The organism is Microcoleus sp. AT8-B5 (assembly GCF_036705565.1).
GTDB lineage: Bacteria > Cyanobacteriota > Cyanobacteriia > Cyanobacteriales > Microcoleaceae > Microcoleus.
In genome coordinates this window covers 1-25249 of the sequence record NZ_JAUBUY010000021.1, presented here as the reverse complement: position 1 = coordinate 25249, position 25249 = coordinate 1, and the positions used below count along the sequence as shown (strand labels likewise).

Genomic DNA, 25249 nt, shown 5'->3' with positions numbered 1-25249 from the left:
GTCAACAGTCAACAGTTAACCATTACCAAGGAGTGACTTGAACAGTGCCGTCTGGTGCCAAAACTACGCGGAAATCAGCCAGCGGTTCCGCAGGTGTCCTGGTGCCAACCGGTTGGTAAAGCAACTCCGACAACGGCGTTTCGGATCGATCGACTGCTGCCGAATTTTCCGGCTTGTAACCGACAATCGCCCCGTCTGGGGCCACACTCACCCGATAAACCAACTCCGCATCAACCGGAGGCTTATCCTTCACAACTCCGTCAATTTGCTGGGAAAGTTTGCCCCTCAACAGGTCAATTTCCCCTGGATCTGTAATTGGCACCGCTGCCACATCTGGGCTTGCCAAACCTTCCGCAACAGGAGTGGGCGTGCTTTCCGGCGAAGTGCTCGACTGCGGTGTGGCCAACGGTGAAGCGTCCGGCTGCGGCGCGGGGATCGGAGTCGGCGAAAGCGATTCAGCGTTCGGAGTTTGAGTCCCAGGCAGCAAACCGTCAGCAGGGGGCGTGGGATTGGGATTAGGCGAACCCGATCCGCCCGGATTCGGCGTCCCCTGATTCTGGCCTGCAGGATTGGGCTGCGGCACCGGATCTCTCGGCCGCTGGACTTCCGGTATCGGCACCAAGAAAAACGCCATCGCAGCCAAAGCCAAACTCGACACCCCCACGACAGCAGGTAAAGTCCGCTTCGCCAAAGGTTCGGCCGACTTGACGTAACGCTTGGAAATTGGGGTTAATTGCAGCGACAATTCCGGCAGCGTCTGCGTGTCGGCAAAAAATTGATCGATCGCCTCTACCAAGTCAAATAGCTGTACCGTCGTCAAATCAACTTTTGCCGACAGTTCTGTTTTTTGATCGATTTGGGTGGCGCTGCCTGTGGAGGCGGGTAGAACGGTCAATCGGTGCAAATTCCCGTCAATTCTGTGCAACTGCACCATACCCACATTCGGGCCGTAGCGATCGGGATAATGCACTCCGCTCATAAATTCTTGAGCGTAGCTGCTGACGGCCCTCACCAAGCTTTCAAAAAACTCCCGTCCCCCGCTTAAAGGCTCGCCAAGACCTGTAACATAGCATTCAGCGCTCATTAATATTGAAAGCACCGGCCGTAAATCTAACTGGCTGGCTGCCGATCCATCGCTCAACCCTTCTAGAACCAGGGTGCAATTTGGCAGACTGTACTGACGCCTAATAGTCATTTTTTATTCAACTTCTCCATCAAACAGGCTAACCCAGAAGCGCTGCATTCCGGCTGTGCCTGTACAAAATAGCAGTTTGCTCAACAAGTTCAAAGCTAGTTCGTTGAGCTTGTCGTCGGAATCGTAAGCTGCAACTAGCGATCGCTTGGGGTTCATGCGCGATCGAAAGTGAGCTCGAAAGCGTTCTAAATACTCCGCCAGCGACTGGTTCTGGTTGAGGGGGATATTTTTCGATCGCAACTGCTGGGAGTCTAGCAGCAACTGTCGAATTGTGGCGGTTAACTTACGCGCCATATTACAGGCGATCGCCACCAGCGCTTTTGCCTCCACAATGGTAAGGGAGCGGCGCTGGGTATAGCGTCTCAGCGGGTTAGTATTACGCATCAGCCAAAGGGCAACCCGATTTTTGATAATTGATTCCAATTCCAGGTCCTTTGACACAGCCAGCATTTCTTCGGCACCTCCGAGATACAAGGCTTCGATCGCCAGCAACATCAAGTCAATTTGCAATCTGGCTCGGCGGGGACATCCCCCATCGGAGGGCGACAAGTCTGGCAAACTGTCTAAAATTAACGGGTTTGACTGGGTAAGCGAAGTTTCTGACGGCATTAATATCACGGCAACATCCATTCCAAACAAACTATACGGGCACGGGGGGTCTTGAGCAAGACAAATTCTCAACCAAGAACTTCTCTGGGATACTTTATTTTTATCATTGACTTTTAGGTATATTTTCTAATTTAGCAGCAACCGACCGTCGCGGGCGAGCTCCGGCGGCCGGAGTTCGATCGCCCACTCCCCCACCCCGCCGCTTTGTGATTCCTTGCTTCTTGAGGGGGGAGAAGGGGAGAGTCAATCGATTGCGCGATTTTAGATTTTAGATTTTAGATTTTAGAATTGAAGCATTGATCCCACGGATAAATTCTGGGGTTCCTTTATCGGATACAGGTTTTTTATTTCTGGACGGATGAATTACGTGGCGGGTATCCTGGATGCTTTCTGTCGGAAAGCGACCAAGAATTACCCATTTCCCCTTTCTTATTCTCTATTGGGATCGATCAATCTTCCTGCTTCTGGGGTTGCACCGCCGCTTCTCTTTGAGCAGTAAAATCAGTAGCCGCCGTCTTATCAGTTAGACTAATTTTTCCCTTGAGGCTTTCTTGCTCCACAATTCCGCGCATTTTAACAGAACTGTTTTGACCGGTTGCTGTGGAGTCCCTGCAACCCGCTAAATTAGGAACCGCACCCGACAAGTTCAATCCTTGAGTTTCCCACCTACCAAATAGAGAAGGTTTCTCTTGGGCTGTTTTTTCCCTGCCCTCCCTGCTGCCCGATCGCAAATTACCGCTCAAATAAACACCCGATTGCTCGATTGTCAATACCAAAACATCAGAATTCAGACATTCGGGCAAACTTTTAGGATCGAAGCGATAAGTTCCCGCAATTGCCGGGGCCGCCTTTAAATTTGCTTCCCCGTAAGCAGTTACTACTTTAAACAGCAGTGAAACTGAGCCGATCGCAATCCCGTAAAATGCCAGGGATTTGAGGCTTAAATGATTCATCATCTTGGTAATTGGTAATTGGTAATCGGTAATTGGGTAAAATGCCCAGTGCGCCCCTACTCATGACTAATACTGAGTAGTTTGACTGAGTACCGATGCCAAGTGCGATCGCACTTTAACGTAACACCGCGCAATCAGTAGCGAAGAATGACACTGCACAGCCAATTCATCAGTATACTGTCCCAAAGTTTGGCGCTCAATTCCCCACTCCCGACTCGTACCCGCAATAGTTAAATCAGCATTAGCAGAAGCCGCTACTACTGCTTGAATTGGCTCAGCAGCCTCCACAATCGGAGTCTCAATGCGCGATCGCACCTCAACTGGTAACTGATCCATCACTCGCCCAAACTCGTAACTCAGATTGTTTTCAGCTTCCCCGTCAACCGCCACCCGCAGCACCGTCAAACGGCGTTCTTCGCTATTAACTAATAGTCTCAGTGCCAATTCTAACCCCAAATCATCATGAATGTTTGCCGCGTAAGGTACTAACAAGTTATTCAACCTTTCCCGGCCTCTGTCAACAAAAATTGCTACATCCACCTTAGCGTTGCTGAGAATTTGGCCGACACGTCCTCCCAAACGGTTGCTGCTAAAAGTTGGTCTGTGCCATCCTACTAAAATCAAATCCGCGCGATCTATTTCCGCAATTTGTGCCGTTTCCCTGGCTACATCATTAGTAACCCGAATGATGGGATGTACCAATTTTTGGGCCTCCGGCAGTTCCAGACTCTCAATCAATTCTGATAATTTCGAGCGGCGTTCTTGAATAATGCGATCGGCTTCCGCAGGCGTACTTTCAAAGGCATAGTCATCATTTAATTCTATCAAACTCAGAGGATGAACCGCCACCGACTGTAAATCCTCACCACCCATACCAGCAGCCGGCTGCGCCAGCGCTACCGCTAGTCGCAGTAAACCTTTCTGCGTGCTGGGATTGGCAACCGGTACTAAAATTCGATAAGTTGGCAGCAATTTGTTAGCAGTTTCTTCGCTGCTGTCAGCCATTTGTGAATTTTCTAATTCTGAATCCTCAGAGTTAACTTCTGAAATATCTAACCTAATTAACCGTTTTGGATAAGTCCACTCCAACAGAGGCGAAGTCATAAAAGTTGTCACTAAAGCCATGATGACTAACATTGTAAATAGCAGCGGCGAAACTACACCTAGGGAAAGACCGATATTCAGCACAATTAGTTCAGTCAAACCGCGAGTATTCATCAGCCATCCCAGGGCTGAAGCTTCGCGATTGCTGATGCCACAAACTCTGGCCGCAACGTAAGTGCCGAGGTATTTGCCGATAATTGCCACTCCCAAAACTGCGGCGCACAGCAGCCACAATTCGGGACTGTTGAGCAAGCCGATTTCAGTCCGCAAGCCGCTGTAAGCAAAAAATATGGGCAGCAGAAATATTAGTACAAAGTCTTCGGTTTTTTCAGCTAATTCTCTGGTTAATCCCGCATTTTTAGGCATAACAGCACCCAGCAAAAATGCACCGAAAATTAAATGAATGCCGATCCATTCAGTAATTAAGGCAGAAGCTACAACTCCCATGTAAATGCCGGACAGCAATAACTGTGTTAATCTGCCAGTGCGGTTGTACTGTTTGGAAAGTCGCTGCAAGAACCAGCGCACTACAGTCAGCATGAAACCGATGTAAATTAAAGATTGAATAATTGTCGGCAAAGCACCGATCATCGAATTAGTACGAGTAACTGCGATCGCCACCGCTAACAAACACCACGCTGTCACGTCGTCTACCGCAGCGCAAGTCAAGGCCAGCGTCCCCAATTTGGTATTCTGCAAATTGTGTTCTGTAATAATTCTTGCCAGCACTGGAAAAGCCGTAATTGACATCGCCGCGCCCAAAAACAAAGCAAATGCGGTAAAGGAAACGCTATTATTTGAAACGATGGGATACAGCAGCAGTGCGAGCAAGCTTCCCAGGGAAAACGGCACTAGAATGCTGACGTGGGAAGTTAAAATCGCTATATCTAAATTGCTTTTGAGGTACTTGGGATTCAGTTCCAAACCAATCAAGAACATGAAAAAAATCAGCCCCACCTCAGACAACACGTTGAGGAAGGGAACGGCTTCGGCTGGAAAAAGTGCAGTTGCGGTGGCTGGTGCAACTAAGCCAAATAGAGAAGGCCCAAGCATAATTCCTGCTACAATTTCTCCAATGACTTGAGGTTGTTTGATCGCTCGAAATCCTAAACCGACAAGTCTCGAAAGTGCGATAACAATTAGAACTTCAAGCAGGACGAGAATGGGTATGGGCATGGCGTTTTTAGCTTGGGGATTTTTGCGGATCGAGAGGGCAGGGTAGTAAAGCTGACTGAATTGCCGATCGAAAAAAATCGATACCAGCTCGATCGAAGGTAGAAGGTACCAGAGGCGCACCAACAAGGCCATTCTCTCACAAGCCAACAAAGGCTTTGGCAACTTCCCACTTGGATTTTTTGTTTTTTAGAAGCGCTTGCAAGTAACTTTAACCGCAGCCTCTGCACCCCGGACTCTATCTCACCTCCGGTTGCCCACCGCCCATTTAAACTCACATTTTGCACCATTCTCAATTACTTGTTTAGGAACAGGCTTTTCGGCCTGTTCCACAAGAAAACTCGTTCTTTGTGGAACGGGCCCCAGAGCCCGTTCTTGACAATGGTGCAACATCTGAGTTTAAACTGATATCTTGCACCATTCTCAATTAGCCGTAGGGGCGGGTTCGCCAACAGCCTTAAAGCTTGCAAATAGGTTCTATAAACCCGCCCGACCCCACGAAAAATCCTCTTATTGATATTGCTGCAACATCTGAGTTTAAACCTAGTGATATAAAATTGTCAGAAAAAGTAGCGCGCGCTGTGATAAACTAGAAAAGTTGTTTAAATTCGCACATCCGGGTTTTCGGGTGTTTCTAGGGCGCAAACCTTCAGAAATACGACCGGGTGGAGGATTAACCCGAATTAGGAGTTAAAAATACAATGCCAGTAGTCAGTTTGGCTCAAATGTTAGAGTCAGGGGTTCACTTCGGACACCAAACCCGTCGGTGGAACCCGAAAATGTCTCCATACATTTTTACAGAGCGCAACGGGGTTCACATCATCGACCTCGTGCAAACCGCTCAGCTTATGGAAGACGCCTACGAGTACATGAGAGTGGCCTCAGAAAAAGGCAAAAAGTTTTTGTTCGTGGGTACGAAGCGCCAAGCTGCAGGGATTGTAGCCCAAGAAGCTCAACGCTGCGGTGCTTATTACGTCAACCAGCGCTGGCTGGGGGGAATGCTCACAAACTGGACGACGATTAAGTCCCGCGTGGAGCGCCTCAAGGATTTGGAGCGTCGCGAGGAAATCGGCGCCCTGGATTTGTTGCCGAAAAAAGAAGCTTCGGTACTGCGCCGAGAAATGGCAAAACTCCAGAAATATCTGGGCGGGATTAAATCTATGCGGAAGATTCCCGACGGAGTGGTGCTGGTAGACCAACGCCGCGAGTATAATGCGGTGTTGGAATGCCAAAAGTTGGGAATTCCGATCGTCTCTCTGTTGGATACCAACTGCGACCCGGATTTGGTTGACATTGCGATTCCGGCAAATGACGATGCTATTCGATCGATCAAGCTGATTGTCGGCAAGTTGGCTGATGCCATCTACGAAGGTCGTCACGGTCAGCAAGGCGGCGACTCTGATGAAGACTACGACTACGACGGTGGTTACGAAGGCGCTGAATATGATGTCGAAATCGAAGAATTGGATGACCCCGATTATGTAGATCCCGACGACGCCGCTGACGCTGACGGCGAAGAAACCGAGAGCTAGTATTGCGATCGGAATCTGACACCAGGAAATTAAAAATTAAAGATTGAAAATTAAAAATAATAATTATTTTTAGTTGGATATTTTTAATTTTTAATTGTACATAAGCTGGTCTGCATTTAAATTGTATGTCAAAAAAGATTAAAGTCTTGTGGGGTGGGCGTCCCGGCCGCCCTGAATATACAATTTAAATGGGCGACTGCTTAGCACGAGTCTAAGTCATTAGTAGATATCTGGCAAAAGCATTCATTGTGTGAGGGCCAGAATTAATTCTGGCGCTACACCTACAAAGTCGGTACTAAGATCGACTGGGTATTTCTTCACTCTGGTCTAATCATTAACATTAAAATTAGTGACTGATGACTAATGACTGATGACTAATGACTAATAACTAATTTTGATTGGGAACTTAAAGAAGATGGCGGACATATCTGCAAAACTTGTTAAAGAACTGCGCGAAAAAACTGGCGCGGGCATGATGGACTGCAAAAAAGCCCTCGTTGAAAACGAAGGCAATATGGAAACATCCATCGAGTGGCTGCGGAAAAAAGGTCTGGCTTCGGCAGGTAAAAAAGGTGGACGAGTTGCCTCAGAAGGGCTTGTAGGCAGCTACATTCACACGGGCGGCCGCGTGGGAGTGCTGGTGGAAGTTAACTGCGAAACAGATTTTGTGGCACGTCGCGAAGAATTCCAAACTTTGGTGCGGAATATTGCGATGCAAATTGCAGCTTGCCCGAATGTGGAATACGTGAAAGTTGAAGATATCCCCGCCGAAGTTGTCGAAAGAGAAAAGGCAATTGAAATGGGCAAAGATGACTTGGGCAATAAGCCGGAAAACATCAAAGAAAAGATTGTTCTAGGGCGGATTGAGAAGCGCATGAAAGAGTTATCTTTGATGGATCAGCCTTTTATTAAAGATCAGAATATCTCGGTGGAAGAGTTGGTGAAACAAACGATCGCCCAAATTGGAGAAAATATCCAAGTGCGCCGCTTCGTGCGTTTTGTCTTGGGCGAAGGCATTGAAAAGGTAGAAGCTAACTTTGCCGATGAAGTGGCAGCCCAAATGGGTGTTCAATAATCCCAATTAAGATTGAGAATTAAAAATTAAAAATGTGAAAACTTGATTTTTTGCATTTTTAATTTTTAATTTTTATAGGACTTATGGACAGACTATATTTGTAGGCTGGGCACTGCAAAAGTTACTACTACAGACAGCGTAAAAAGTTAAAATTTGCGTAAGTCTTAAGCTGTTGTGCATTTAAATTTTTTGTTGAGGGCGGGATCGGCTGCCCACGCCACAAAAGTGAAAATTTATTTGACCATGGAATTTAAAAGTGGATTAGCTTATTTTAATTTTATACGAGAGATATGGTGCGACCAAGAGAGAGAATAGAGCAAGATTTGGCAGGACTCGAAGAGGCTTTAGCAGCCTTGAATATGGAGTTTCGCAGTACCTACGATGGTTATTTAACTGCGTTGGGACAAGCGGTGCGACAGCAGTTAATTTTGGCTTGCTATCACCTTTGCACTCAAGCAGTACCGGAGTCGTTTCTTAAGTTGTCCTTCGATGGGCGGCAAAAAATGCAGCAGTCTGTAAAGGCTTTGGCTGCGGCGTCGGAGGAAAAATTGCGATCGCTGGTGACTGAATCAGAAACAGAGGAAGAAATAGAGGAAGAAATAGAGGAAGAGGAAGACGAAGAGGAAGAGGAAGACGACTTCGACAAAGACGAAGAGGAAGAAGAGGAAGACGAAGAAGACGAAAAGGAAAAAAACCAAGTTTCCGCGATTAACTATCTATTTTCATTGGCAAATTATCAATTGCCAAATGCCAATTCCCCGGAAAGTTTGGCACGCTGGCAAAATAGTATTGAAAAGTCGATCGTCCATATACTCAAGCTGCTTTCTCGCGACACCAACCGCTTGCTGCAACAGTCGGGAATCTTGCCGAGTCAATTACCAGAACCGGTTCTAGAAGCTGCTTCTGCTGCTGAATCCTCCGGCGATAGTGTTGCCGGGCCGCCTAACTTATTAAACATAATTATTGAAACCGATGCCTCATCAGCATCGCGCAAATTGGCGGCAGCAACCTTTGGTAGTAGGGCACTGCACATTACAGCGATTAAACTGCGGCTGTCGGAAATAGAGTTTGCCGATGCGGGAACCTCGGCTTGGCGCCAGCAAATTCGTAACCTGTCTGTCAAGTTGAACTCGCTGGGCCGCGATTACCAGAAAAAGCAGCGGGAACTTGCTGTGGTGGAGGCTGAGTCGGCTTGGCGATCGAGTTGGTTTGAAGATTAGTCAGTTGTTAGTTGTCAGTTGACAGTTGACAGTTGTCAGTTGACAGTTGACAGTTGTCAGTTGACAGTTGTCAGTTGACAGTTGTCAGTTGACAGTTGTCAGTTGTCCGTAGGTAATTGTCGGGAATTCTTGAGCTATGATTAATAACTAATGACTAACCACTAATGACTAATGACCAATGACCAATGACTAATGACTAATAACTAATGACTAATAACTAATGACTGATGACTAATAATCAACCCGAATGGCAGCGATTGCAAAAAGCTCTTTCAGTAGAAGCCGATCGCGGATTTAACGACATCCAAGGCAGTCAATACCGCTTCAGCGAGTTTCTGGGCCTGAGTTTGAGACAGTTGGCAGGTTCTGTGGCGGCTTCGGCGCGCGAGCGAGCCAGACAACTAGCCGCTGAATTTGACATCTACCCTCAGAAGGATCTCGAACAGCGCCAACATTCGATCGCCATTACGGTGAGTTTCCTCAGACAAATGGAGCAAGTTTGGGAACAAGAAACTCGCCACCAGCAAGAACAAGTAGCACAAGTCAGACCCGCAAACGCTCCCCAACCAACCGCCCCGGCAGTTTCCGTTCCCCGAACAGCACCCCTGAGTACAGCCGCCGCACCACCAAGCCTGACTCTTGACCAACAGTTAACCCGCGTCACCGGCATCGGCCCTGCCAACGGCAACCGCTTGGTCAAACTTGGTTTATACACTGTATATGACTTGCTTTACTACTATCCCCGCAATCACATCGACTATGCAAAGCAAGTACAAATTCGCGAGCTAGTAGCTGGGGAAACTGTCACTTTAATCGCCGAAGTAAAGCGATGCAATTGCTTTTCTAGTCCGAAGAATAAGAAATTAACCATATTAGAAGTAATTTTAAAAGACCGCACCGGAGAGATAAAAATTAGTCGTTTTTTTGCAGGCCCTCGCTACAGCAATCGCGGTTGGCAAGAATTCAAAAAGCGCGAGTATTGTACTGGTGCAGTGCTGGCAGCTTCGGGGTTGGTGAAGCAGGGTAAATATGGAATTACTTTAGAAAATCCTGAGTTAGAAGTATTAGACGACTCCGGCGGTGCGATCGAATCAATGAAAGTCGGCCGCCTGATACCAGTTTATCCGCTGACGGAAGGGGTGGATGCCGGTTCGGTGAGGCGATCGATTTTGGCTGCAATGCCGGCGGCGAAAATGTTGCCAGAATCGCTACCAGAGGATTTGCGCGAGCGTTACGGTTTAATGGGTTTAGCCGATGCCGTGACTAATATTCACTTTCCGCTCGATCGAGATTGTTTGGCCGCCGCCCGCCGTCGCTTAGTTTTTGACGAATTTTTCTACCTGCAATTAGGACTTTTAAAGCGCCGCCAAACCCAAAGAAAAGCTCAAGCTAGTGCAGTCATCCTTCCTACTGGCAAATTGATCGAACATTTTTATGAAATCTTGCCTTTTGCCTTGACTAATGCTCAGGAAAGAGTCATCAATGACATCCTCAACGATTTAGCTTCATCGCAACCGATGAACAGATTAGTGCAAGGCGATGTCGGTGCTGGCAAAACCGTAGTAGCTGTCGTGGCAATGCTAGCAGCAATTCAATCCGGCTATCAAGCCGCTTTAATGGCGCCGACAGAAGTTTTAGCAGAACAGCATTACCGCAAATTGGTAGGTTGGTTTAACTTGATGCACTTGTCTGTCGAACTGTTAACTGGTTCCACAAAAGTAGCCAAGCGCCGCGAAATTCACAACCAATTAGAAACCGGAGAATTACCTGTTTTAGTGGGAACTCACGCGCTGATTCAAGATACAGTGAATTTCCATAAATTGGGTTTGGCGGTAATTGACGAACAGCACAGATTCGGTGTGCAGCAGCGCGCTAAATTGCAGCAAAAAGGCGAAGCTCCCCACGTTTTGACGATGACGGCAACTCCCATTCCCCGAACGCTGGCGCTGACGCTGCACGGGGATTTAGATGTGAGTCAAATTGATGAACTTCCCCCCGGTAGGCAGGCGATTCAAACCACTGTACTGTCTGCCAAAGAACGAATCCAAGCTTACGATTTGATTCGGCGGGAAGTGGCGAGCGGGCGTCAAGTTTATGTGGTGCTACCGCTGGTGGAGGAGTCGGAAAAGTTGGATGTGCGATCGGCAATTGAGGAAAAAGAGAAACTTGAAAAAAGTGTCTTTCCTGAGTTTAAGGTGGGTTTGCTCCACGGGAGAATGAGCAGTGCCGACAAAGATGACGCAATTTCTAAGTTTCGGGACAAAGAAACGGATATTTTAGTATCTACTACTGTCGTCGAGGTGGGAGTAGACGTGCCGAATGCCACGGTAATGCTGATTGAAAATTCTGAGCGTTTTGGACTGTCGCAACTGCACCAGTTGCGGGGTAGAGTTGGTCGGGGCAGCAACCGTTCTTATTGTTTGTTAATGCCCGGTTCCAAAACGGCGGAAGCTATGCAGAGAATGAAGGTTTTAGAACAATCTCAAGATGGCTTTTTTATTGCGGAAATGGACATGAGATTGCGCGGGCCTGGTCAGGTTTTGGGAACTCGGCAGTCGGGTTTGCCGGATTTTGCTTTGGCGAGTTTGGTGGAGGATCAGGAGGTTTTGGAGTTGGCGAGGGCGGCGGCTCAAATGGTAATTGAGAATGATGAAAGTTTGAATCAATGGCCGGTGGTGCGGGATGAATTGGAGCGGAGATATCAGCGGATGATGAGTGGGTCGATTTTGACTTAGAGTGTTTTGAACGCAGCAACGGGGTTTTTAATAATATTTTGTAGTGGCCGGTTAAGCAAAGATATATCAAAGCTGCCAGTTTATTGCTGCACTCAGCCCCCCTCCTCCCCACAGGGAGGTTTATTTGCACCTACTTATTTAATGTCAGTAATGTAAGAAATCGGTTTTCTTCCCATAAACTCACGTAAAATCCTAGGTTTTTTGTCAGGAAACGCGGTTTATACTTTTTTGCTGAGACTGCTGCAAAATATCAGGTTGAGCGAAACGTCAAAAACACGAAGTTGTTGGGTAGGAGTGCCTCAACCCAACCTACTTTCGGAGACGATTTTTCCCTTGGTCTAGGGTATTTTTATGAGTTGTCAGGCTTGGGGCTCTTATTAAACCAAGAATCCTTCGCAGGAATGACGGAGAAGTGTCAAAATTAAGATAGTCCTGCCAGAAACAGGAAAAAGGAAATCCGGCCTGTACTGGCCTTACCAGGCAACATTGATTCCTCGCTTGTCACGCTTGCAGGTGGTCGCCGACGGTTCGTCGCATTTAATCTCAACACTAATTTATGAAAGATCTCACTCGTTATCGAAATATCGGCATCTTCGCCCACGTAGATGCTGGCAAGACCACCACAACTGAAAGAATCCTGAAACTGACGGGTAAAATCCACAAAATCGGTGAAGTTCACGAAGGCGCGGCGACTACTGACTTCATGGAACAGGAGCAAGAGCGCGGTATTACGATTCAATCCGCTGCTACCACCTGCTTCTGGAACGAGCATCAGCTCAACATCATCGATACTCCCGGACACGTCGATTTTACGATCGAGGTTTACCGTTCTTTGAAGGTTCTCGATGGTGGCATTGGTGTGTTCTGCGGTTCGGGTGGAGTTGAACCGCAATCTGAAACCAACTGGCGCTACGCTAACGATTCCAAAGTCGCTCGCGTCATCTACATCAACAAGCTCGATCGCACCGGTGCAGATTTTTACCGCGTTGTCCAGCAAGTTGATAAAATCCTCGGCGCTAAACCGATGGTAATGGTATTGCCGATCGGCATAGAAGAAAAGTTTTGCGGCGTAGTCGATTTGCTGACCCGCAAAGCCTGGATCTGGGATGATTCCGGCGATCCCCTGAACTATCAAATTAAAGATGTTCCCGCCGATATGGTGGATGATGTCGAAACTTGGCGCGAAAAGTTGATCGAACTGGCCGTCGAGCAAGACGACACTGTGATGGAACAGTATCTCGAAGGCAACGAGCCGAGCCTCGACGACCTCAAGCGCTGCATTCGCAAAGGTACTCGCGATCGGGCATTTTTCCCCACCTACTGCGGCTCATCGTTTAAAAACAAAGGCGTGCAGTTGGTTCTCGATGCCGTAGTTGACTACCTACCAAACCCGATGGAAGTCACACCGCAGCCAGAAGTCGATCTCGATGGCGAGGAAACCGGCGAGTTTGCGATCGTCGATCCCAACAGGCCATTGCGGGCACTCGCGTTTAAGATCATGGACGATCGCTACGGCGCTCTAACCTTCACACGCTTGTACTCCGGTACTCTGTCCAAGGGCGACACCGTACTCAACACCGCCACAGGCAAAACCGAGCGCATCAGTCGTTTGGTGGAAATGCACGCCAACTCTCGCGAAGAAATTGAATCGGCCCAAGCAGGGGACATTGTGGCGATCGTCGGTATGAAAAACGTCCGCACCGGACACACCATCTGCGACCCCAAAAATCCCGCAACCCTAGAGCCGATGGTATTCCCCGATCCCGTTATTTCGATTTCGGTCAAACCGAAACAAAAAGGCGGCGAAGAAAAAATGGGAGCAGCCCTCACCAAGATGGTGCAAGAAGACCCTTCCTTCCACATGGTGACGGATCAAGAAAGTGGCGAAACGATTCTCAAGGGGATGGGCGAGTTACACCTCGACATCAAAGTAGACATTCTCAAGCGCACCCACGGCATCGAAGTAGAAGTCGGCGAACCGCAGGTAGCCTACCGCGAGTCGATTACCAAGCGCCTCGAAGACGAATACACCCACAAAAAGCAATCAGGTGGTTCCGGTCAATTTGCCAAAATTGGCTATGTGATCGAGCCTGGTGAGGTTGGAAGCGGCTTCCAGTTTGAGTCAAAAGTGACCGGTGGTAGCGTGCCGAGAGAATATTGGCCAGCGGTCGAAAAAGGCTTTGAAAGCTGCATCGACAAAGGCGTCTTGGCCGGATTCCCCTGCTTGGACTTGAAATTCACCCTTCTAGAAGGCGGTTTCCACCCCGTTGACTCGTCAGCAATGGCTTTTGAAATTGCTGCCAAAGCGGCCTATCGTCAGTCTCTGCCGAAAGCGGGGCCTCAGTTGCTCGAACCGATTATGAATGTCGATGTATTCACTCCAGATGATTACATGGGCGACGTGATCGGCGACCTCAACCGCCGCCGGGGGATGATGAAATCTCAAGAAACAAGCCAGACAGGAGCGCGGATCAAGGCAGATGTACCGTTGAGCGAAATGTTTGGTTACATTAGCGACTTGCGTACTATGACCTCTGGGCGCGGACAGTTCTCAATGTCCTTCTCGCACTATGCTCCTTGTCCGAATAACATCGCTGAAGAAGTGATCAAAGCGGCAAAAGAGCGTCAAGCTGCGAAGTAGTAGTGCTTTTGACTCCCGGTAGGTGCTATCTGGAGTCAAACAGAACAATTCAATCCCCGACAACTTCTACGAAGTCGGGGATTTAATCTAGATAATAAGTACAGTGAGGTTCGACAAAAAAATATGATTGAGTCGATCGCAACACTTTCACTAACAGACTTCCTCGCTCAACCGGATATTGAATCCTCGCCTGCATGGGAATTTATTCTGGGACGAGCGGTTCAAAAAACTATGCCAACCCTTTTTCATTCGCGACTGCAACACAACTTGGTTAACTATATCAACGATCGGACTGATCGATTTGAAGCGATACCAGAGTTGCGTTGCTTGGTACTTCCCTACTCGCCAGTACCAGATATAGCGATTGTAGCAGGCGATCGGCTTACCGATGAAGACGGACCACTTAACGGCGCACCGGATTGGTTAATTGAAATTCGATCGCTGGATCAAAGCACTTTAAAATTGCAGAATAAGATCCTCCACTGCCTCATTAACGGCACGCAATTAGCATGGCTAATCGATATCTCTCACCAACAAGTTTGGGTATGGCAGGGTGAGGAGCTACCTATAATCTGTTCGGGTGCAGATATTTTACCAGTTTTAGGTATTCTCCCGGAACTTACGGTTGATGCTGTGATGGCTATGATTCGCCGACAGTAGGCATTTTATTAGAAAACTGGGTTTAAAACCCCGTTGATAGTAATTAGGGTTTGCTGAATATACCGCATATTGCGTGGTCTGGGTTTGCGATCGGCTTATTCAGCAAGCCCCACATATTAGATAGTAGAACCACGAGCAGACTTCAACAACATCTTGATTTGTTCAAGACTTAATGGTGGTGAACTACGATGAATCATAGCGTGACAATTTGGACAAACAGGACGCAAATCTTTTATAGGATCAATTTCATACTCTTCTGCAATCTCTGAAAGGGGTCTTAGATGATGAACATGAATGAAACCTTTTCCCCGTTGCCCAAAAGCTCTGCCAAAATCGAAATCACAAATAGAGCAACTTGAACCGTAATAATCAATACATTTTTGCCGCGCTTTAGGATCTCGTTCATAGGCGTTGACTGAAACTTGCCGTACTGCCCCCTCACGAAATGTTTGTACTGAATCTACTTCATCAGGAAAGAATCTAGTAGTAGTTACAGATTCCTGAACCTGAAGCGGACTTTGCCAATCCCACAAACATTTTACGTAGTCCTCAAAACGATCTTCCTCACCAAGAAACACATTTGCTGCAGCACGAAAGATAGCAAAGATTTCGACAAAGTTATCAATCACTGGCTGAGCTGCATCTAGGTCTTTAATAGGAAGAACTAGGGATGGACTCTGAATATAAGTACCATTCCTACCTCCTTCATGAATTAATTGCAGTTTGTTAATGAACTCATCATACTTTAACTTACCATATTTTTCCGGTGCAATATTATCAGAGGAAATATTATATATACCATGCTTCAAAATCCTAGTAACATCTTCTAAATGGTTTTTCAGAACGTGAACAATCGGATTGCTTTCTAGCCCTCTTAATCCAAAAAAATTCACAAATAAACTATAAGAAGTACACTCGAATCTCTGTTGGAAATACCAACCTTTTCCTTTTATAGCCAAGCCAGCGGTTGCTATTTTGAAGGGCCGGGTTTTCTTGGCTACAAGGCTGTGCCATGGTGTAGTCAATATCTGACAATCTGAGAGTACATCTGTGCCATAAACTTGGTGAATTTGGTCACAAGCTTGTTTAATGATTATTTTAAGCTTAGGGACAAGTAATTCTTTTAGCTTATCAGCACGCTCTCGATTGTCTTCGACTGAGAACAGATATTGTTCAGCAGACCCTATCAATGGCAAGTCAACGATTTGTGACAATTCGGTCTCCTCAACTGAATTCATATTTGCTCTCCGACATGACAAGTGCAACGAAAACTAATCGATATTTTAGCTTTTTTTCGACATATCCTGAAATAGGTCATGCTTCCCCGGTTCCTAAAACTTTTGCTGTGGTGAGTTTCAGCCTTGTAGGGTGCGTCAATCGATTTTAGATTTTAGATTTTAGATTTTAGATTTTAGATTTTAGATTGACCCCACGGATAAATGCGGGGGCTTGAGGATTTTCGATTTTCGATTTTGGATTGATTCCACGGATAAATCCGGGGGCTTCTACCCTCAAGAAATTCGTGGTCAGTTAGAATACTTACAGGACTTGGGAAACGCTTATGGACTGACGCACCCTACTATCGTCTTTTAAATGCCGAACAGCTTATGACTCAAATAAATCCCGATCGCACTGCTGGTACAATTGCGATCGACGTTTGCGCTCAATCAAACGGGCAGTATCTTTGTCAGATTTCGTCATCTCTGAGCGATCGCCCTGATGATACCATGAATTTTTACGGACAAACGAAAGAACACGCGATCGCGATCGCCCTGGAAAATTTAGCATCTCGCTACCGCCAGCAAGCGGAAGACTCTCAAAATATAGATTGGGATGCGGTGGAAATTTCGGATTCTGGAGAGCCAATTGAAAAGCGTTATCACGTAATTTTGCACTACGAACGAATTGCTAAGGATGAATCTAAGTTTGAGGCAATGCACAATACAATGCTCGGAAATACAGTAGTTGAAAATGCCAAAATTTCAATAATTGAGATCGATCCCGATATCGAAATCGAGGCCAGAGGGCTATCAAAATATTGAGGCATCGGGACTTAGGTGCAGATGGGCATCTTACCCTACGCATCAACGATCGAAACGTGAGTTTGAGGCGGCGATCGACTAGAAGCGATCGCATAATTTCAAATCCCCAAAATTTCTTTTCTATTACTCCCCCGCAAAATCTGCCCTAAACTTCTCCACAACTCGATTTAACTCAACCGAATGAGAAGCCTTAAATAAAATCCGATCGCCCTTTTCGACAAATCCCAACAACCGCTTTGCTAAATCTTCCCGCCCATCCTTGGCTGTAATATCTCCTATCTCCACAAAAGGCAAACCCGCCGCGCCCGCGGCCATCGCCGCTGCTTCCTCAAAATCAGCAAAAACAAACAAAGCATCCAGATTCAACTCTCGCGCCGCCATTCCCACTTGTCGGTGAAATTCGATCGCCCTGTCGCCCAATTCCTTCATCGTTCCCAACACCGCAATCCGGCGCTTTCCTGGAGTATCTGCTAACAGTCTCAGGGCCGCCAACATCGACTCCAAACCAGCATTGTAAGTCTCATCCAGAATCACAATATCCTGCGGCAAATCGTAACGGCGCGCCCTTCCATCCGGTAACTGCACAGACAAACCTTGCTTTAAAACTTCCCAATCAATACCTAACACTTTCCCTACCGACAAAGCCGCCAAATAGTTTACAGCATTGTGCCGTCCCGGCAGCGGTAATGGTAATTCTATACCATCTATAAGTATTGTATCATTGTTGAGCAATTCTCCGCACAAATCCCCGCCTTCTAAACCGTAACTTAAAGTTTTTCCCTGCCAAACTTCGGTCGCAGTTGCGATTAATCTGTTACAATCGTGATTTAGAATAGCAATGCTATCAGCAGGCATTTCGGCTAAAAGTTCGCACTTAGCTTGGGCGATCGCCTCTTCGGAACCTAATCGCCCGATATGTGCCGTTCCTACATTAGTAATTACCGCAATAGTAGGACGCGCAATTTGCGACAGCAGCGCAATTTCGCCACTCCCGCGCATTCCCATTTCGATTACAGCATAATTGTGTGTCGATGAAAGCTCCAACAGAGTTTTCGGTACTCCAATTTCATTGTTGTAGTTATATTGAGTTTTAAGAACATTTCCACTCGTTGACAAAACCGCTGCAATTAACTCTTTAACAGTAGTTTTACCTACAGACCCAGTAACAGCAACTATAGGTATACTGAATTGGTCACGCCACCAACGGGCGATCGACTGGTAAGCTTTTAAAGTATCGTCAACGCGCAACAGCGGAAAATTAGGCAATTCCTCTTGCCAATGTCGATCGACAATCGCGGCAATCGCCCCCAAATCCCTGGCTTTTGCCACAAATTGATGGCCGTCAAAATTGTCTCCCCGCAGCGCCAAAAATACTTCACCCCCCTCAAGAGTGCGCGTATCTGTGGCAATACCTGTCCCTACAACTGTCAAAACGCCTTCAGACACAGTAGGCAAAGGTACAGTTAAAATTTCAGCAAGTTGGGCGATACTTACGCGACAAACCATAACCAGCACTCACATTTAAAATAATTATTTTCACAGCTAATTCTACCTCGCCCAACCTCAAATTTAACTAACAGCGGGCGGCGGATCGGGATTGACCTCGATCATCCTAATACTAAATCGTCGGTTCACCAAAAAATTATCCCGTACCCACCCACGATCTTTACCAATACTTTACACAGTCGATGGTATTTAAGGCCTTGCTAATTACCAACAATTCATGTCATGCTGGTGTTGATAAATAGTTTAACTAAGCAAAAAATATCGATCGGCATAAGCTGCTGACCGCTTCTACCCATAAGTCTCCGCCGGCGAGAAGCTCGGTTGACTCAATTATTGCGATTCATTTGCCAATTCATCAAAATAATAGCGCTGAAAGCTCCTGCCCCAGCCTCGGAGGGTTAATCCACAGTGAACGACTACAACAGACAAAGCCACGAAGAAGAACAGCTACTTTACAAGCACTGGCTGGAGTTGGTACAACGAGAGCAGCCTGCCGAACTCATCAGCCGCTTTCGCACTTTGTTTATCCAGGGTACCGGATATCCCGATCGCTCGATCGCCGAAGCACTCGAAAAAATAGCAGCCTCAAAACACGCCGAACAAGAATTCAAATACATTCTCAACCGCTGCTGCCACATCCTGATCAACCGCTGGCAAACCTACCCCAGCAAGCAAGCAGCCATCCCTGAATTGATCGCTCTGTTTGAAGAAGCACCCAAAATCTTATTTGGATACCATAGATCGCGGGGGCGAGGCTCCATCCCCCAATTAGTAAATCAATTTACCGAAAGCGAACAGTACCTCACCCTCCAACGTTTAGCCAAAGTCATAACTCACAACAATGAAGATAGCAGCAGCAAAACCCCTGCTACCCTCGCCCTCGGAACCTTAATTCCCCGCTACCCTTACCTGTACAAACACTGCCTGCTCAGCGACGACAGCAGCTACGAACAGCAAAAAATCATTAAAAAAATCCAAGCTCAAAAGCAGCAGCAATTTGAGATCAACCTCTCCCAGTATGTTGCTCACCAAGTGAGAAAAGCCCAAACAGCGCGTCGGGAAACCTCAATTGTCTTCAAAAGAAGTATACAACCTATAAAAAATCCGACCCTGTTGACCGACCCGGAACTATTCTTTGCCCTCAAGCAATTTGTCGGAAAAGTAGAAGGAGCAGATACCTACAGACAGCTAGCGGGCCGTTTCACGGCGAACGCCAGCACAAATCAGTCCTACCGCTCCTTTAAAGACGACTTGTACGAATACCTGATTTCTTCTGTCACCGACGATCGCTACGGCAAACGTCTCTTTAACGAAAAATTGTATAAGCAACTACAAAATACCCTGCCCCACAGCGACGATCAGAAGTTTAATGAATTTTTAATGATCAGAACTTGCAGCCAGTTATTGAACTTTTTAGTAGTAGAGAGTCCTGTGCGGCCCAACCACTTTGTCTTCATCGACTTGATCTCAAACCTCGGTCCCACCCAAACCACAGGTTTGCTGCTGAAAATCGTACTAATTTGCGGCAAAGTCAAGCCCTACCTAGAAAAGCGGCTGGCAATTTTGTTCGGTCACTACGAATGCAGTACTCGAGAAGGCGTAGTCTGGTTAGTCAAAGCCCTGGAAAACGTAAACCTAGCTTTGAGTACCAACTTTGGCAAGGTGGATGTATCTTTCCTGCGATGAGAGGGCGCGGCATAACTTTCTCTGCTTCCACTGCAGGCAAAACATCACACCGATCGACCAGGTTTCTGAATACCCTAAAAGTTTTACCTTTAATTAGAACAACTTAATTAACTCCTGAAACCTACTCAAAAGACTCTATTCTATGTTAAAGTATCAAGTGTGAATCAGATTCAGTTGCAGGCTTTGTTCATTGCTACAGAATTGTCTAAAAACTTGCCCTTCTGTATCGGCAGGGGACTCTCCGAAACTGAAATCTTCGCACTGTCTAAATTTTGGAGTTATTCCTCATGTCGATATACGTCGGTAACTTATCCTACCAAGTTACCCAAGAAGACATCACCACCGTCTTCGCCGAATACGGAACCGTTAAGCGAGTACATCTACCTACCGACAGAGAAACCAGTCGCCCCCGCGGCTTCGGTTTTGTAGAAATGTCCACAGATGCAGAAGAAGATGCAGCCATTAGCGCTCTCGACGGAGCAGAGTGGATGGGTCGCGACCTCAAAGTTAACAAAGCTAAACCCCGCGAAGATGAAGGCCGGGGTGGCGGCAACCGGGGCGGCGGTGGCCCTGGAAAATTTGCTCGCGGAGGGGGCGGCGGCGGAGGACGTTATTAATTTCCTCTGAGAAAGATTTGAGATTGGAGAGTTGAAATTGGCGCCAGAGCTCACCTAGCTCCGAACCACTTCCGGTCGTTCCGAAAAATCTATGCTCTTCAAATTTCCATATCTACCCGATTAAATATACCAAAAAGCCAAGGGCCTAACCCTTGGCTTTTTGGTATGTATGAGGGTTGACGGTATAAGTCGGAAATCGGCTGGGCGAATCCGTTGCAGTACCGTCAGGTTCTAATCGTCAGGTTCGATGCTGCTGCTCAATCCGTGATTATTGAGCGTTTCAGCGTAAAACTCAGCGTGTTCGAGAGCGCAAACAATCACCAATCCCATCCCGTTAGTATGGGCTTCCATCATCACATTTACCGCCTGTGGCTGAGTCAGACTCGGTACCGTCGCCATCAAAGTCTGCACCACGTACTCCATAGGATTGAAATCATCATTGTGCAGCAGAACGCGGTAGCGTGGTGCAAGCTTGCGGACTGTGGAAGGCTTTTGAATAATTTCGACAGACACTAATCTATACCTCCTGACTTGTAAAATGTTAAAATTTGTCAACAATCTTGAGCCGGATTCCTCCGCTGTGCAAGACTATCTCACTTTCAGCTATTTTATTGAAATCTGAAAATTCAGACAAGGCAGCCCCTTGGTCGATCGCAAGCTGTGAACCCAACACCAAACCCACAGGGCGTGTCCTGGGCCCTGGGCAACCACCTTCCTAGCGCCATAATATTAGAAAGGCGCGATCGGTTAAAAATAACAAACTACTACCTGTTGAGTCTCCAGAACTGAGGGAACGAACATTATATGAAACGCAAACCTAAATCCTACAACGACAGATTCAGCGGCGACCCATCCCGAGCAGATGAAGACTCCGACTACCCAGGCTCCTTTGGCGGACAGTCGCGGCGTCAACCTCAGTCCGGTAAACCCTCTTTCCTCAATTCCGCCACCCTAGGGATTTTAACAGCCGTCTTTATTCTGGGAATTGGCATTGGCATTGCCTTTAGCTCCACAGCTACAATTAGCCCAGAGAACGTAGCCTCCCGCGAATTTATCGATCGCAGCGCCCCGAACCCAGAACTTTGCGTGCAGTTTGGAGCAAGCGCGATGGTGACAGATATGCGCCTCTACGTCACCCTCAACCCCTTCAACGTCTACATCTCGCAGCCGAGTATGCGCCCCGGATGCGTCCTGCGAACCAATAACTGGGCAATTCTCGAACAAAGAAAACTCATCAGCCAAGACCAAGTGCGCGATTGCAAAAATCGCATGAACACCTTTGGCTTCACCGGCCCCTTGGAAGCTCAACCCGAAATTAACTGTATCTACCAAAATGACGGCGCTAAAAACCTGTTCCTCAACCAACCGGGTTCGATAGCTCCAACCAGTGAAGGTCAAAATTTCTAAATCGCCGATATAGCGGTTTTCAGTTGAGTCAATTACAGATATGGGGTAGGGATTTAGGCAAAGCCTAAGTCCCTACTTTATTTCAGAGAATGGAAAACTCCTTCTGGCTTCAAAAACCAAACTGGGGCAAATCTTCCGTTAACTGAACTTGAAAAATTTGGCCGGGTTGAATCGTAGCAGGTTGAGGAGCAGCCACGTAAGTTGTAGCAACACCACCTGCTGCTCCCGCCAACAAACCGACACCGGAAAAGCCGCTCAGCAAGAACAAAGCTAAGCCACCAATACCAGTATTTCGCAACAAACTGCGATCGGAAGGCTGTTGTCGGCGGCCTCCCACGGGTTCTGAGCGAGCCAACAGAGGAATATTGCGGCCGTTGAGACTAATAGCTTCGACCACAAATCGACTGCCGAGGTTGGTCGTTTCAAACCGACCGATGACCGGCGTATTAGCAGGTACGATCGTATTGCCGCGACTGTCGAAAATTCCCCCTTGCAGCAGCAGCACTTCCTCTTGGCTGGGCTTCGCTTGCAGCCGCAAAGCCCGATCGCCCGGGTATAGTAAACTCAGCTCCGTGCCCGCCGGCAACAAGACATTCGCCCCAGTCGCAGCCTGCAAAGGAGCATTCGATCGTCCCCCAGGAAGCGGTTCACCAAAAGTAAGCGTCCGCTGTTGGGGTGCAGCAGCCGTTATTTGAGGATCTAGGCGGGGTAGAGCAGCAGCTTGTACCCCACGGCGTTCGTCAAGGCGAACATTGACTAAAGGCACTCTTAGCGGCCGGATTTGGTCATTGGGAGTTGGCGGCTGCGAATAATTTGTAGCGGGATTCGGGGAAGTAGGAGGCTCAGGTCGATCGACCTCTGGGGCAGCAGTTGAGTTGGAATCTGTCAGCCGCTGGTTTTGCGGTACTTGTATGGCAGGCTGGGGTTGAGTTTCGGGAGTTTCCATAATTCGAGTCGGTTCGATCGAAGGACGCAACACCCAGCGATTTTCTAACCCGCTTCTTTGGAATTGAACTTTCCCCGCGCTGAAACCGACTCCAGGAGCCAAATTGACCAGAATTCTCGCCGTTCCCGGTTGAAGTTGACTCACTTCCACAGAACGCACTCTGCCTTGCGGGTATAGCTGAGTTGTATCTACTCCGATCTCAGTATTGGGCAAATCCACAGCAATCTGAGACGGATTGAGTAGAGAATATCTGGGGGTTGTTCCCTCTGGGAGAGTAATTTCTAGCTGATTTGTCGCCGGATCGAATTTCCAACTTGTGACTGTAGAAGCATTTGCTGGTTCCAGTGTTGCTGGCACTGCTGCAACTGCGGCAACGACTGCTAGACTCAGACTCAGTGACTCGATCGCAAACAATCCGGGTGCTAGATAATTAACAGTCAATTTTTGTAAGTCTTCCCAAAATTTTCGTGGTAATTTTTTGTATGGCATGGCTGCTGGGTGAAATTTTTGATCTGAAATAGATTATGGATGGGAAAATTTTGCCTTCGGATAACGCTGAAAGTTTAACATTATTGCGATATGAAAAATTTAACTAAATGGAAATTATTGCGATCGCGCTTCGTTCTTAACAACAAGTGGTGTCAGGTTAGACAAGATGAAATAGAATTGCCAAGCGGACAAATTATAGACGACTTTTTTGTTAATGTCCGACCCAACATCGCCCTCGTATTTGCCACGACAGAGCAGCAAGAACTTTTATTAGTGCGCCAATACAGGCACGGAGTAGGCGAAATTTTGCTGGAACTGCCTGCTGGATCTTTCAATCCTGCTGAAGAGAGCGGCAAATCGGCAGCCGCCAGAGAACTTGCCGAAGAAACGGGATATGTTGCTGAAGAAATTTTGGAACTAGCAACCTTATATGATAACCCCGTAAAAGACACCAATTCTATCTACCTATACTTTGCTAAAAATGTCAAGCTTGCCAGCCAAATACAATTAGATATTACAGAAGATATTGAAGTAGTTTTAATCCCACTTACCGAAGTTTTGTTGAAAATAAAAAACCGAGAAATTTGTGTAGCAGGAAGCATCGCAGCTATTTTTTTAGGATTAGAATTTTTGAATGAACAGCGGTAAGGTGCTGTGTGAATGGAACCCTACACGCTGTTTTTTGTGAGAATTGTCTTAAGTCGAAAGAGTCATAAAATCCAGAGAAGTAATAGTATTATCAGCGCCAAAAACCTGAGCCAAAACCTCCCCAGTCGCCGCAACTTGTAGCAGTGTGCTATTGGCAGTCGAATTAATTTGCAAAGCCTCAAAACTCAAGCCACCAGCCAGAACAAACTTATCACTTCCTACAGAAAAATTGAGGATAGTATCAATACCACTATTAGCGCTTAACACAAAGCGATCGTTCCCCATACCCCCAATCAAAGTATCATCTCCCCCATCACCAAACAGCCAGTCATCCCCTGCACCCCCATTGAGAATATCGCTATCTTTCCCTCCGTGGAGGGTGTCATTACCCCGATCACCGTTAATAGTATCTTGACCTTCATTGCCGTATAACAAGTCATCGCCACTGCCACCATTAATACAGTCTTGCTGACCGTTTTCACCCACAGCGCCTCGCCGATTTTCCCCGGAATCGCCAAAAATAGTATCATTACCTTCATCGCCGCACAAAATATCGTTGCCATCATCCCCGTAAATCAAATCATCGCCCGCATCTCCCTGTACAACATCATCATCCTTACCTCCACGAAGCGTATCGTTACCAAAACCCCCACTCAGAGAATCGGAACTCTCACCACCATTGAGAAAATCATTTCCATCTCCTCCAAATAGCAAATCGCGGCCATCCACATCCGACACTAACTCGTTTTGCTTCCCACCATAAAGCGAATCATCCCCCTCATCCCCGACAATGGTGTCGGCACCGAGTTCACCCCAAATCCGGTCATTATCTTTGCCACCGTAAACTAAGTCATTACCTTTGCCAGCAAAAATGCTATCGTTACCGCTACCGCCGCCGATGAGATCGCCGGTGTCGTTACCGAAAATTAAATCGCCTTCAGATGTCGCAACACTACTGCCAAGTTGAGTGCCGTAGTCGCCGATGATGGTGTCGGAACCTAGATTGCCGTA

The 25249-nt window shown here is 47.2% G+C and carries 21 protein-coding genes; 11 read left to right on the top strand and 10 right to left on the bottom strand.

What is annotated here, in order from left to right; all coding sequences use genetic code 11:
• Nucleotides 1–22: 22 nt before the first annotated feature.
• The 5 genes from QUB39_RS15900 to QUB39_RS15880 all read right to left on the bottom strand — a co-directional run bounded on the left by QUB39_RS15900 (nt 23) and on the right by QUB39_RS15880 (nt 5199).
• Nucleotides 23–1195 carry a DUF4335 domain-containing protein gene (locus tag QUB39_RS15900; protein ID WP_333056019.1) on the bottom strand — a complete coding sequence of 391 codons (1173 nt, stop codon included), beginning with the start codon at nt 1193–1195 and terminating at the stop codon, nt 23–25.
• 3 nt (nt 1196–1198) lie between these two features.
• Complete coding sequence (locus QUB39_RS15895) at nt 1199–1825, bottom strand: DUF3038 domain-containing protein (RefSeq protein ID WP_333391703.1); 627 nt, start codon at nt 1823–1825, stop codon at nt 1199–1201.
• An 82-nt stretch (nt 1826–1907) separates the two neighbouring features.
• The gene (locus QUB39_RS15890) at nt 1908–2051 is read right to left on the bottom strand and encodes a hypothetical protein (RefSeq protein ID WP_333272794.1); all 144 of its coding nucleotides are present in this window, start codon (nt 2049–2051) and stop codon (nt 1908–1910) included.
• 202 nt (nt 2052–2253) lie between these two features.
• A complete protein-coding gene (locus QUB39_RS15885; RefSeq protein ID WP_333056021.1) occupies nt 2254–2760 on the bottom strand; it encodes a hypothetical protein in 507 nt (168 codons plus the stop codon).
• Between the two features lie 63 nt (nt 2761–2823).
• The gene (locus QUB39_RS15880) at nt 2824–5199 is read right to left on the bottom strand and encodes a cation:proton antiporter domain-containing protein (RefSeq protein WP_333485090.1); all 2376 of its coding nucleotides are present in this window, start codon (nt 5197–5199) and stop codon (nt 2824–2826) included.
• A 536-nt stretch (nt 5200–5735) separates the two neighbouring features.
• On the opposite strand from QUB39_RS15880, the gene rpsB reads away from it, so the two are divergent.
• From rpsB to QUB39_RS15850, 6 genes are all read left to right on the top strand, one after another.
• Nucleotides 5736–6566, top strand: a complete 831-nt coding sequence (rpsB, locus tag QUB39_RS15875) for a 30S ribosomal protein S2 (protein WP_333056023.1) — start codon at nt 5736–5738, stop codon at nt 6564–6566.
• 415 nt (nt 6567–6981) lie between these two features.
• The gene (gene tsf, locus QUB39_RS15870) at nt 6982–7641 is read left to right on the top strand and encodes a translation elongation factor Ts (protein ID WP_333056024.1); all 660 of its coding nucleotides are present in this window, start codon (nt 6982–6984) and stop codon (nt 7639–7641) included.
• 290 nt (nt 7642–7931) lie between these two features.
• Nucleotides 7932–8861: a hypothetical protein gene (locus QUB39_RS15865; RefSeq protein ID WP_333056025.1), complete on the top strand. Its 930-nt coding sequence runs from the start codon at nt 7932–7934 to the stop codon at nt 8859–8861.
• Nucleotides 8862–9088: 227 nt separating this feature from the next.
• Nucleotides 9089–11596, top strand: a complete 2508-nt coding sequence (gene recG, locus QUB39_RS15860; RefSeq protein WP_333056026.1) for an ATP-dependent DNA helicase RecG — start codon at nt 9089–9091, stop codon at nt 11594–11596.
• Between the two features lie 556 nt (nt 11597–12152).
• Nucleotides 12153–14237 (top strand): elongation factor G, encoded by a 2085-nt coding sequence (gene fusA, locus QUB39_RS15855; protein WP_333313122.1) that lies wholly within the window; start codon nt 12153–12155, stop codon nt 14235–14237.
• Between the two features lie 123 nt (nt 14238–14360).
• Complete coding sequence (locus QUB39_RS15850) at nt 14361–14897, top strand: Uma2 family endonuclease (RefSeq protein ID WP_333056028.1); 537 nt, start codon at nt 14361–14363, stop codon at nt 14895–14897.
• A 116-nt stretch (nt 14898–15013) separates the two neighbouring features.
• Here QUB39_RS15850 and QUB39_RS15845 read toward each other — a convergent pair whose 3' ends face one another.
• Nucleotides 15014–16135, bottom strand: a complete 1122-nt coding sequence (locus QUB39_RS15845; protein ID WP_333485089.1) for an HNH endonuclease — start codon at nt 16133–16135, stop codon at nt 15014–15016.
• Nucleotides 16136–16504: 369 nt separating this feature from the next.
• On the opposite strand from QUB39_RS15845, the gene QUB39_RS15840 reads away from it, so the two are divergent.
• On the top strand, nt 16505–16939 hold the full coding sequence (locus QUB39_RS15840) for a hypothetical protein (RefSeq protein ID WP_333057013.1): 435 nt from the start codon (nt 16505–16507) through the stop codon (nt 16937–16939).
• A 123-nt stretch (nt 16940–17062) separates the two neighbouring features.
• On the opposite strand, the gene QUB39_RS15835 is transcribed toward QUB39_RS15840, so the two are convergent.
• Complete coding sequence (locus QUB39_RS15835) at nt 17063–18445, bottom strand: UDP-N-acetylmuramoyl-tripeptide--D-alanyl-D-alanine ligase (protein WP_333057012.1); 1383 nt, start codon at nt 18443–18445, stop codon at nt 17063–17065.
• Between the two features lie 408 nt (nt 18446–18853).
• Here QUB39_RS15835 and QUB39_RS15830 point away from each other — a divergent pair, with 408 nt between their 5' ends.
• Both QUB39_RS15830 and QUB39_RS15825 read left to right on the top strand, forming a co-directional pair.
• A complete protein-coding gene (locus QUB39_RS15830) occupies nt 18854–20131 on the top strand; it encodes a hypothetical protein (protein ID WP_333057011.1) in 1278 nt (425 codons plus the stop codon).
• A gap of 287 nt (nt 20132–20418) precedes the next feature.
• On the top strand, nt 20419–20748 hold the full coding sequence (locus QUB39_RS15825) for an RNA recognition motif domain-containing protein (protein WP_172192890.1): 330 nt from the start codon (nt 20419–20421) through the stop codon (nt 20746–20748).
• 231 nt (nt 20749–20979) lie between these two features.
• Here QUB39_RS15825 and clpS read toward each other — a convergent pair whose 3' ends face one another.
• Complete coding sequence (clpS, locus tag QUB39_RS15820) at nt 20980–21261, bottom strand: ATP-dependent Clp protease adapter ClpS (protein ID WP_015178019.1); 282 nt, start codon at nt 21259–21261, stop codon at nt 20980–20982.
• A gap of 291 nt (nt 21262–21552) precedes the next feature.
• Here clpS and QUB39_RS15815 point away from each other — a divergent pair, with 291 nt between their 5' ends.
• Nucleotides 21553–22155 carry a DUF3172 domain-containing protein gene (locus QUB39_RS15815; RefSeq protein WP_333057009.1) on the top strand — a complete coding sequence of 201 codons (603 nt, stop codon included), beginning with the start codon at nt 21553–21555 and terminating at the stop codon, nt 22153–22155.
• 109 nt (nt 22156–22264) lie between these two features.
• Here QUB39_RS15815 and QUB39_RS15810 read toward each other — a convergent pair whose 3' ends face one another.
• Nucleotides 22265–23590, bottom strand: coding sequence for an AMIN domain-containing protein (locus QUB39_RS15810; protein ID WP_333485088.1), 1326 nt, complete (start codon nt 23588–23590; stop codon nt 22265–22267).
• Nucleotides 23591–23680: 90 nt separating this feature from the next.
• Between QUB39_RS15810 and QUB39_RS15805 the strand changes: the two genes are divergently transcribed.
• Nucleotides 23681–24238, top strand: a complete 558-nt coding sequence (locus QUB39_RS15805) for an NUDIX hydrolase (protein WP_333057007.1) — start codon at nt 23681–23683, stop codon at nt 24236–24238.
• A 48-nt stretch (nt 24239–24286) separates the two neighbouring features.
• On the opposite strand, the gene QUB39_RS15800 is transcribed toward QUB39_RS15805, so the two are convergent.
• A partial coding sequence (locus tag QUB39_RS15800) for a calcium-binding protein (RefSeq protein WP_333485087.1) occupies nt 24287–25249 on the bottom strand: 963 nt, incomplete at its 5' end.

Excerpts from the sequence above, each read along its gene's own strand:
- QUB39_RS15900 (WP_333056019.1), bottom strand. The coding sequence starts at position 1,195 with ATGACTATTAGGCGTCAGTACAGTCTGCCAAATTGCACCCTGGTTCTA.
- QUB39_RS15895 (WP_333391703.1), bottom strand. The coding sequence starts at position 1,825 with ATGGATGTTGCCGTGATATTAATGCCGTCAGAAACTTCGCTTACCCAG.
- QUB39_RS15885 (WP_333056021.1), bottom strand. The coding sequence starts at position 2,760 with ATGATGAATCATTTAAGCCTCAAATCCCTGGCATTTTACGGGATTGCG.
- rpsB (WP_333056023.1), top strand. The coding sequence starts at position 5,736 with ATGCCAGTAGTCAGTTTGGCTCAAATGTTAGAGTCAGGGGTTCACTTC.
- tsf (WP_333056024.1), top strand. The coding sequence starts at position 6,982 with ATGGCGGACATATCTGCAAAACTTGTTAAAGAACTGCGCGAAAAAACT.
- QUB39_RS15865 (WP_333056025.1), top strand. The coding sequence starts at position 7,932 with ATGGTGCGACCAAGAGAGAGAATAGAGCAAGATTTGGCAGGACTCGAA.
- recG (WP_333056026.1), top strand. The coding sequence starts at position 9,089 with ATGACTAATAATCAACCCGAATGGCAGCGATTGCAAAAAGCTCTTTCA.
- fusA (WP_333313122.1), top strand. The coding sequence starts at position 12,153 with ATGAAAGATCTCACTCGTTATCGAAATATCGGCATCTTCGCCCACGTA.
- QUB39_RS15850 (WP_333056028.1), top strand. The coding sequence starts at position 14,361 with ATGATTGAGTCGATCGCAACACTTTCACTAACAGACTTCCTCGCTCAA.
- QUB39_RS15845 (WP_333485089.1), bottom strand. The coding sequence starts at position 16,135 with ATGAATTCAGTTGAGGAGACCGAATTGTCACAAATCGTTGACTTGCCA.
- QUB39_RS15840 (WP_333057013.1), top strand. The coding sequence starts at position 16,505 with ATGACTCAAATAAATCCCGATCGCACTGCTGGTACAATTGCGATCGAC.
- QUB39_RS15835 (WP_333057012.1), bottom strand. The coding sequence starts at position 18,445 with ATGGTTTGTCGCGTAAGTATCGCCCAACTTGCTGAAATTTTAACTGTA.
- QUB39_RS15825 (WP_172192890.1), top strand. The coding sequence starts at position 20,419 with ATGTCGATATACGTCGGTAACTTATCCTACCAAGTTACCCAAGAAGAC.
- QUB39_RS15815 (WP_333057009.1), top strand. The coding sequence starts at position 21,553 with ATGAAACGCAAACCTAAATCCTACAACGACAGATTCAGCGGCGACCCA.
- QUB39_RS15810 (WP_333485088.1), bottom strand. The coding sequence starts at position 23,590 with ATGCCATACAAAAAATTACCACGAAAATTTTGGGAAGACTTACAAAAA.
- QUB39_RS15805 (WP_333057007.1), top strand. The coding sequence starts at position 23,681 with ATGAAAAATTTAACTAAATGGAAATTATTGCGATCGCGCTTCGTTCTT.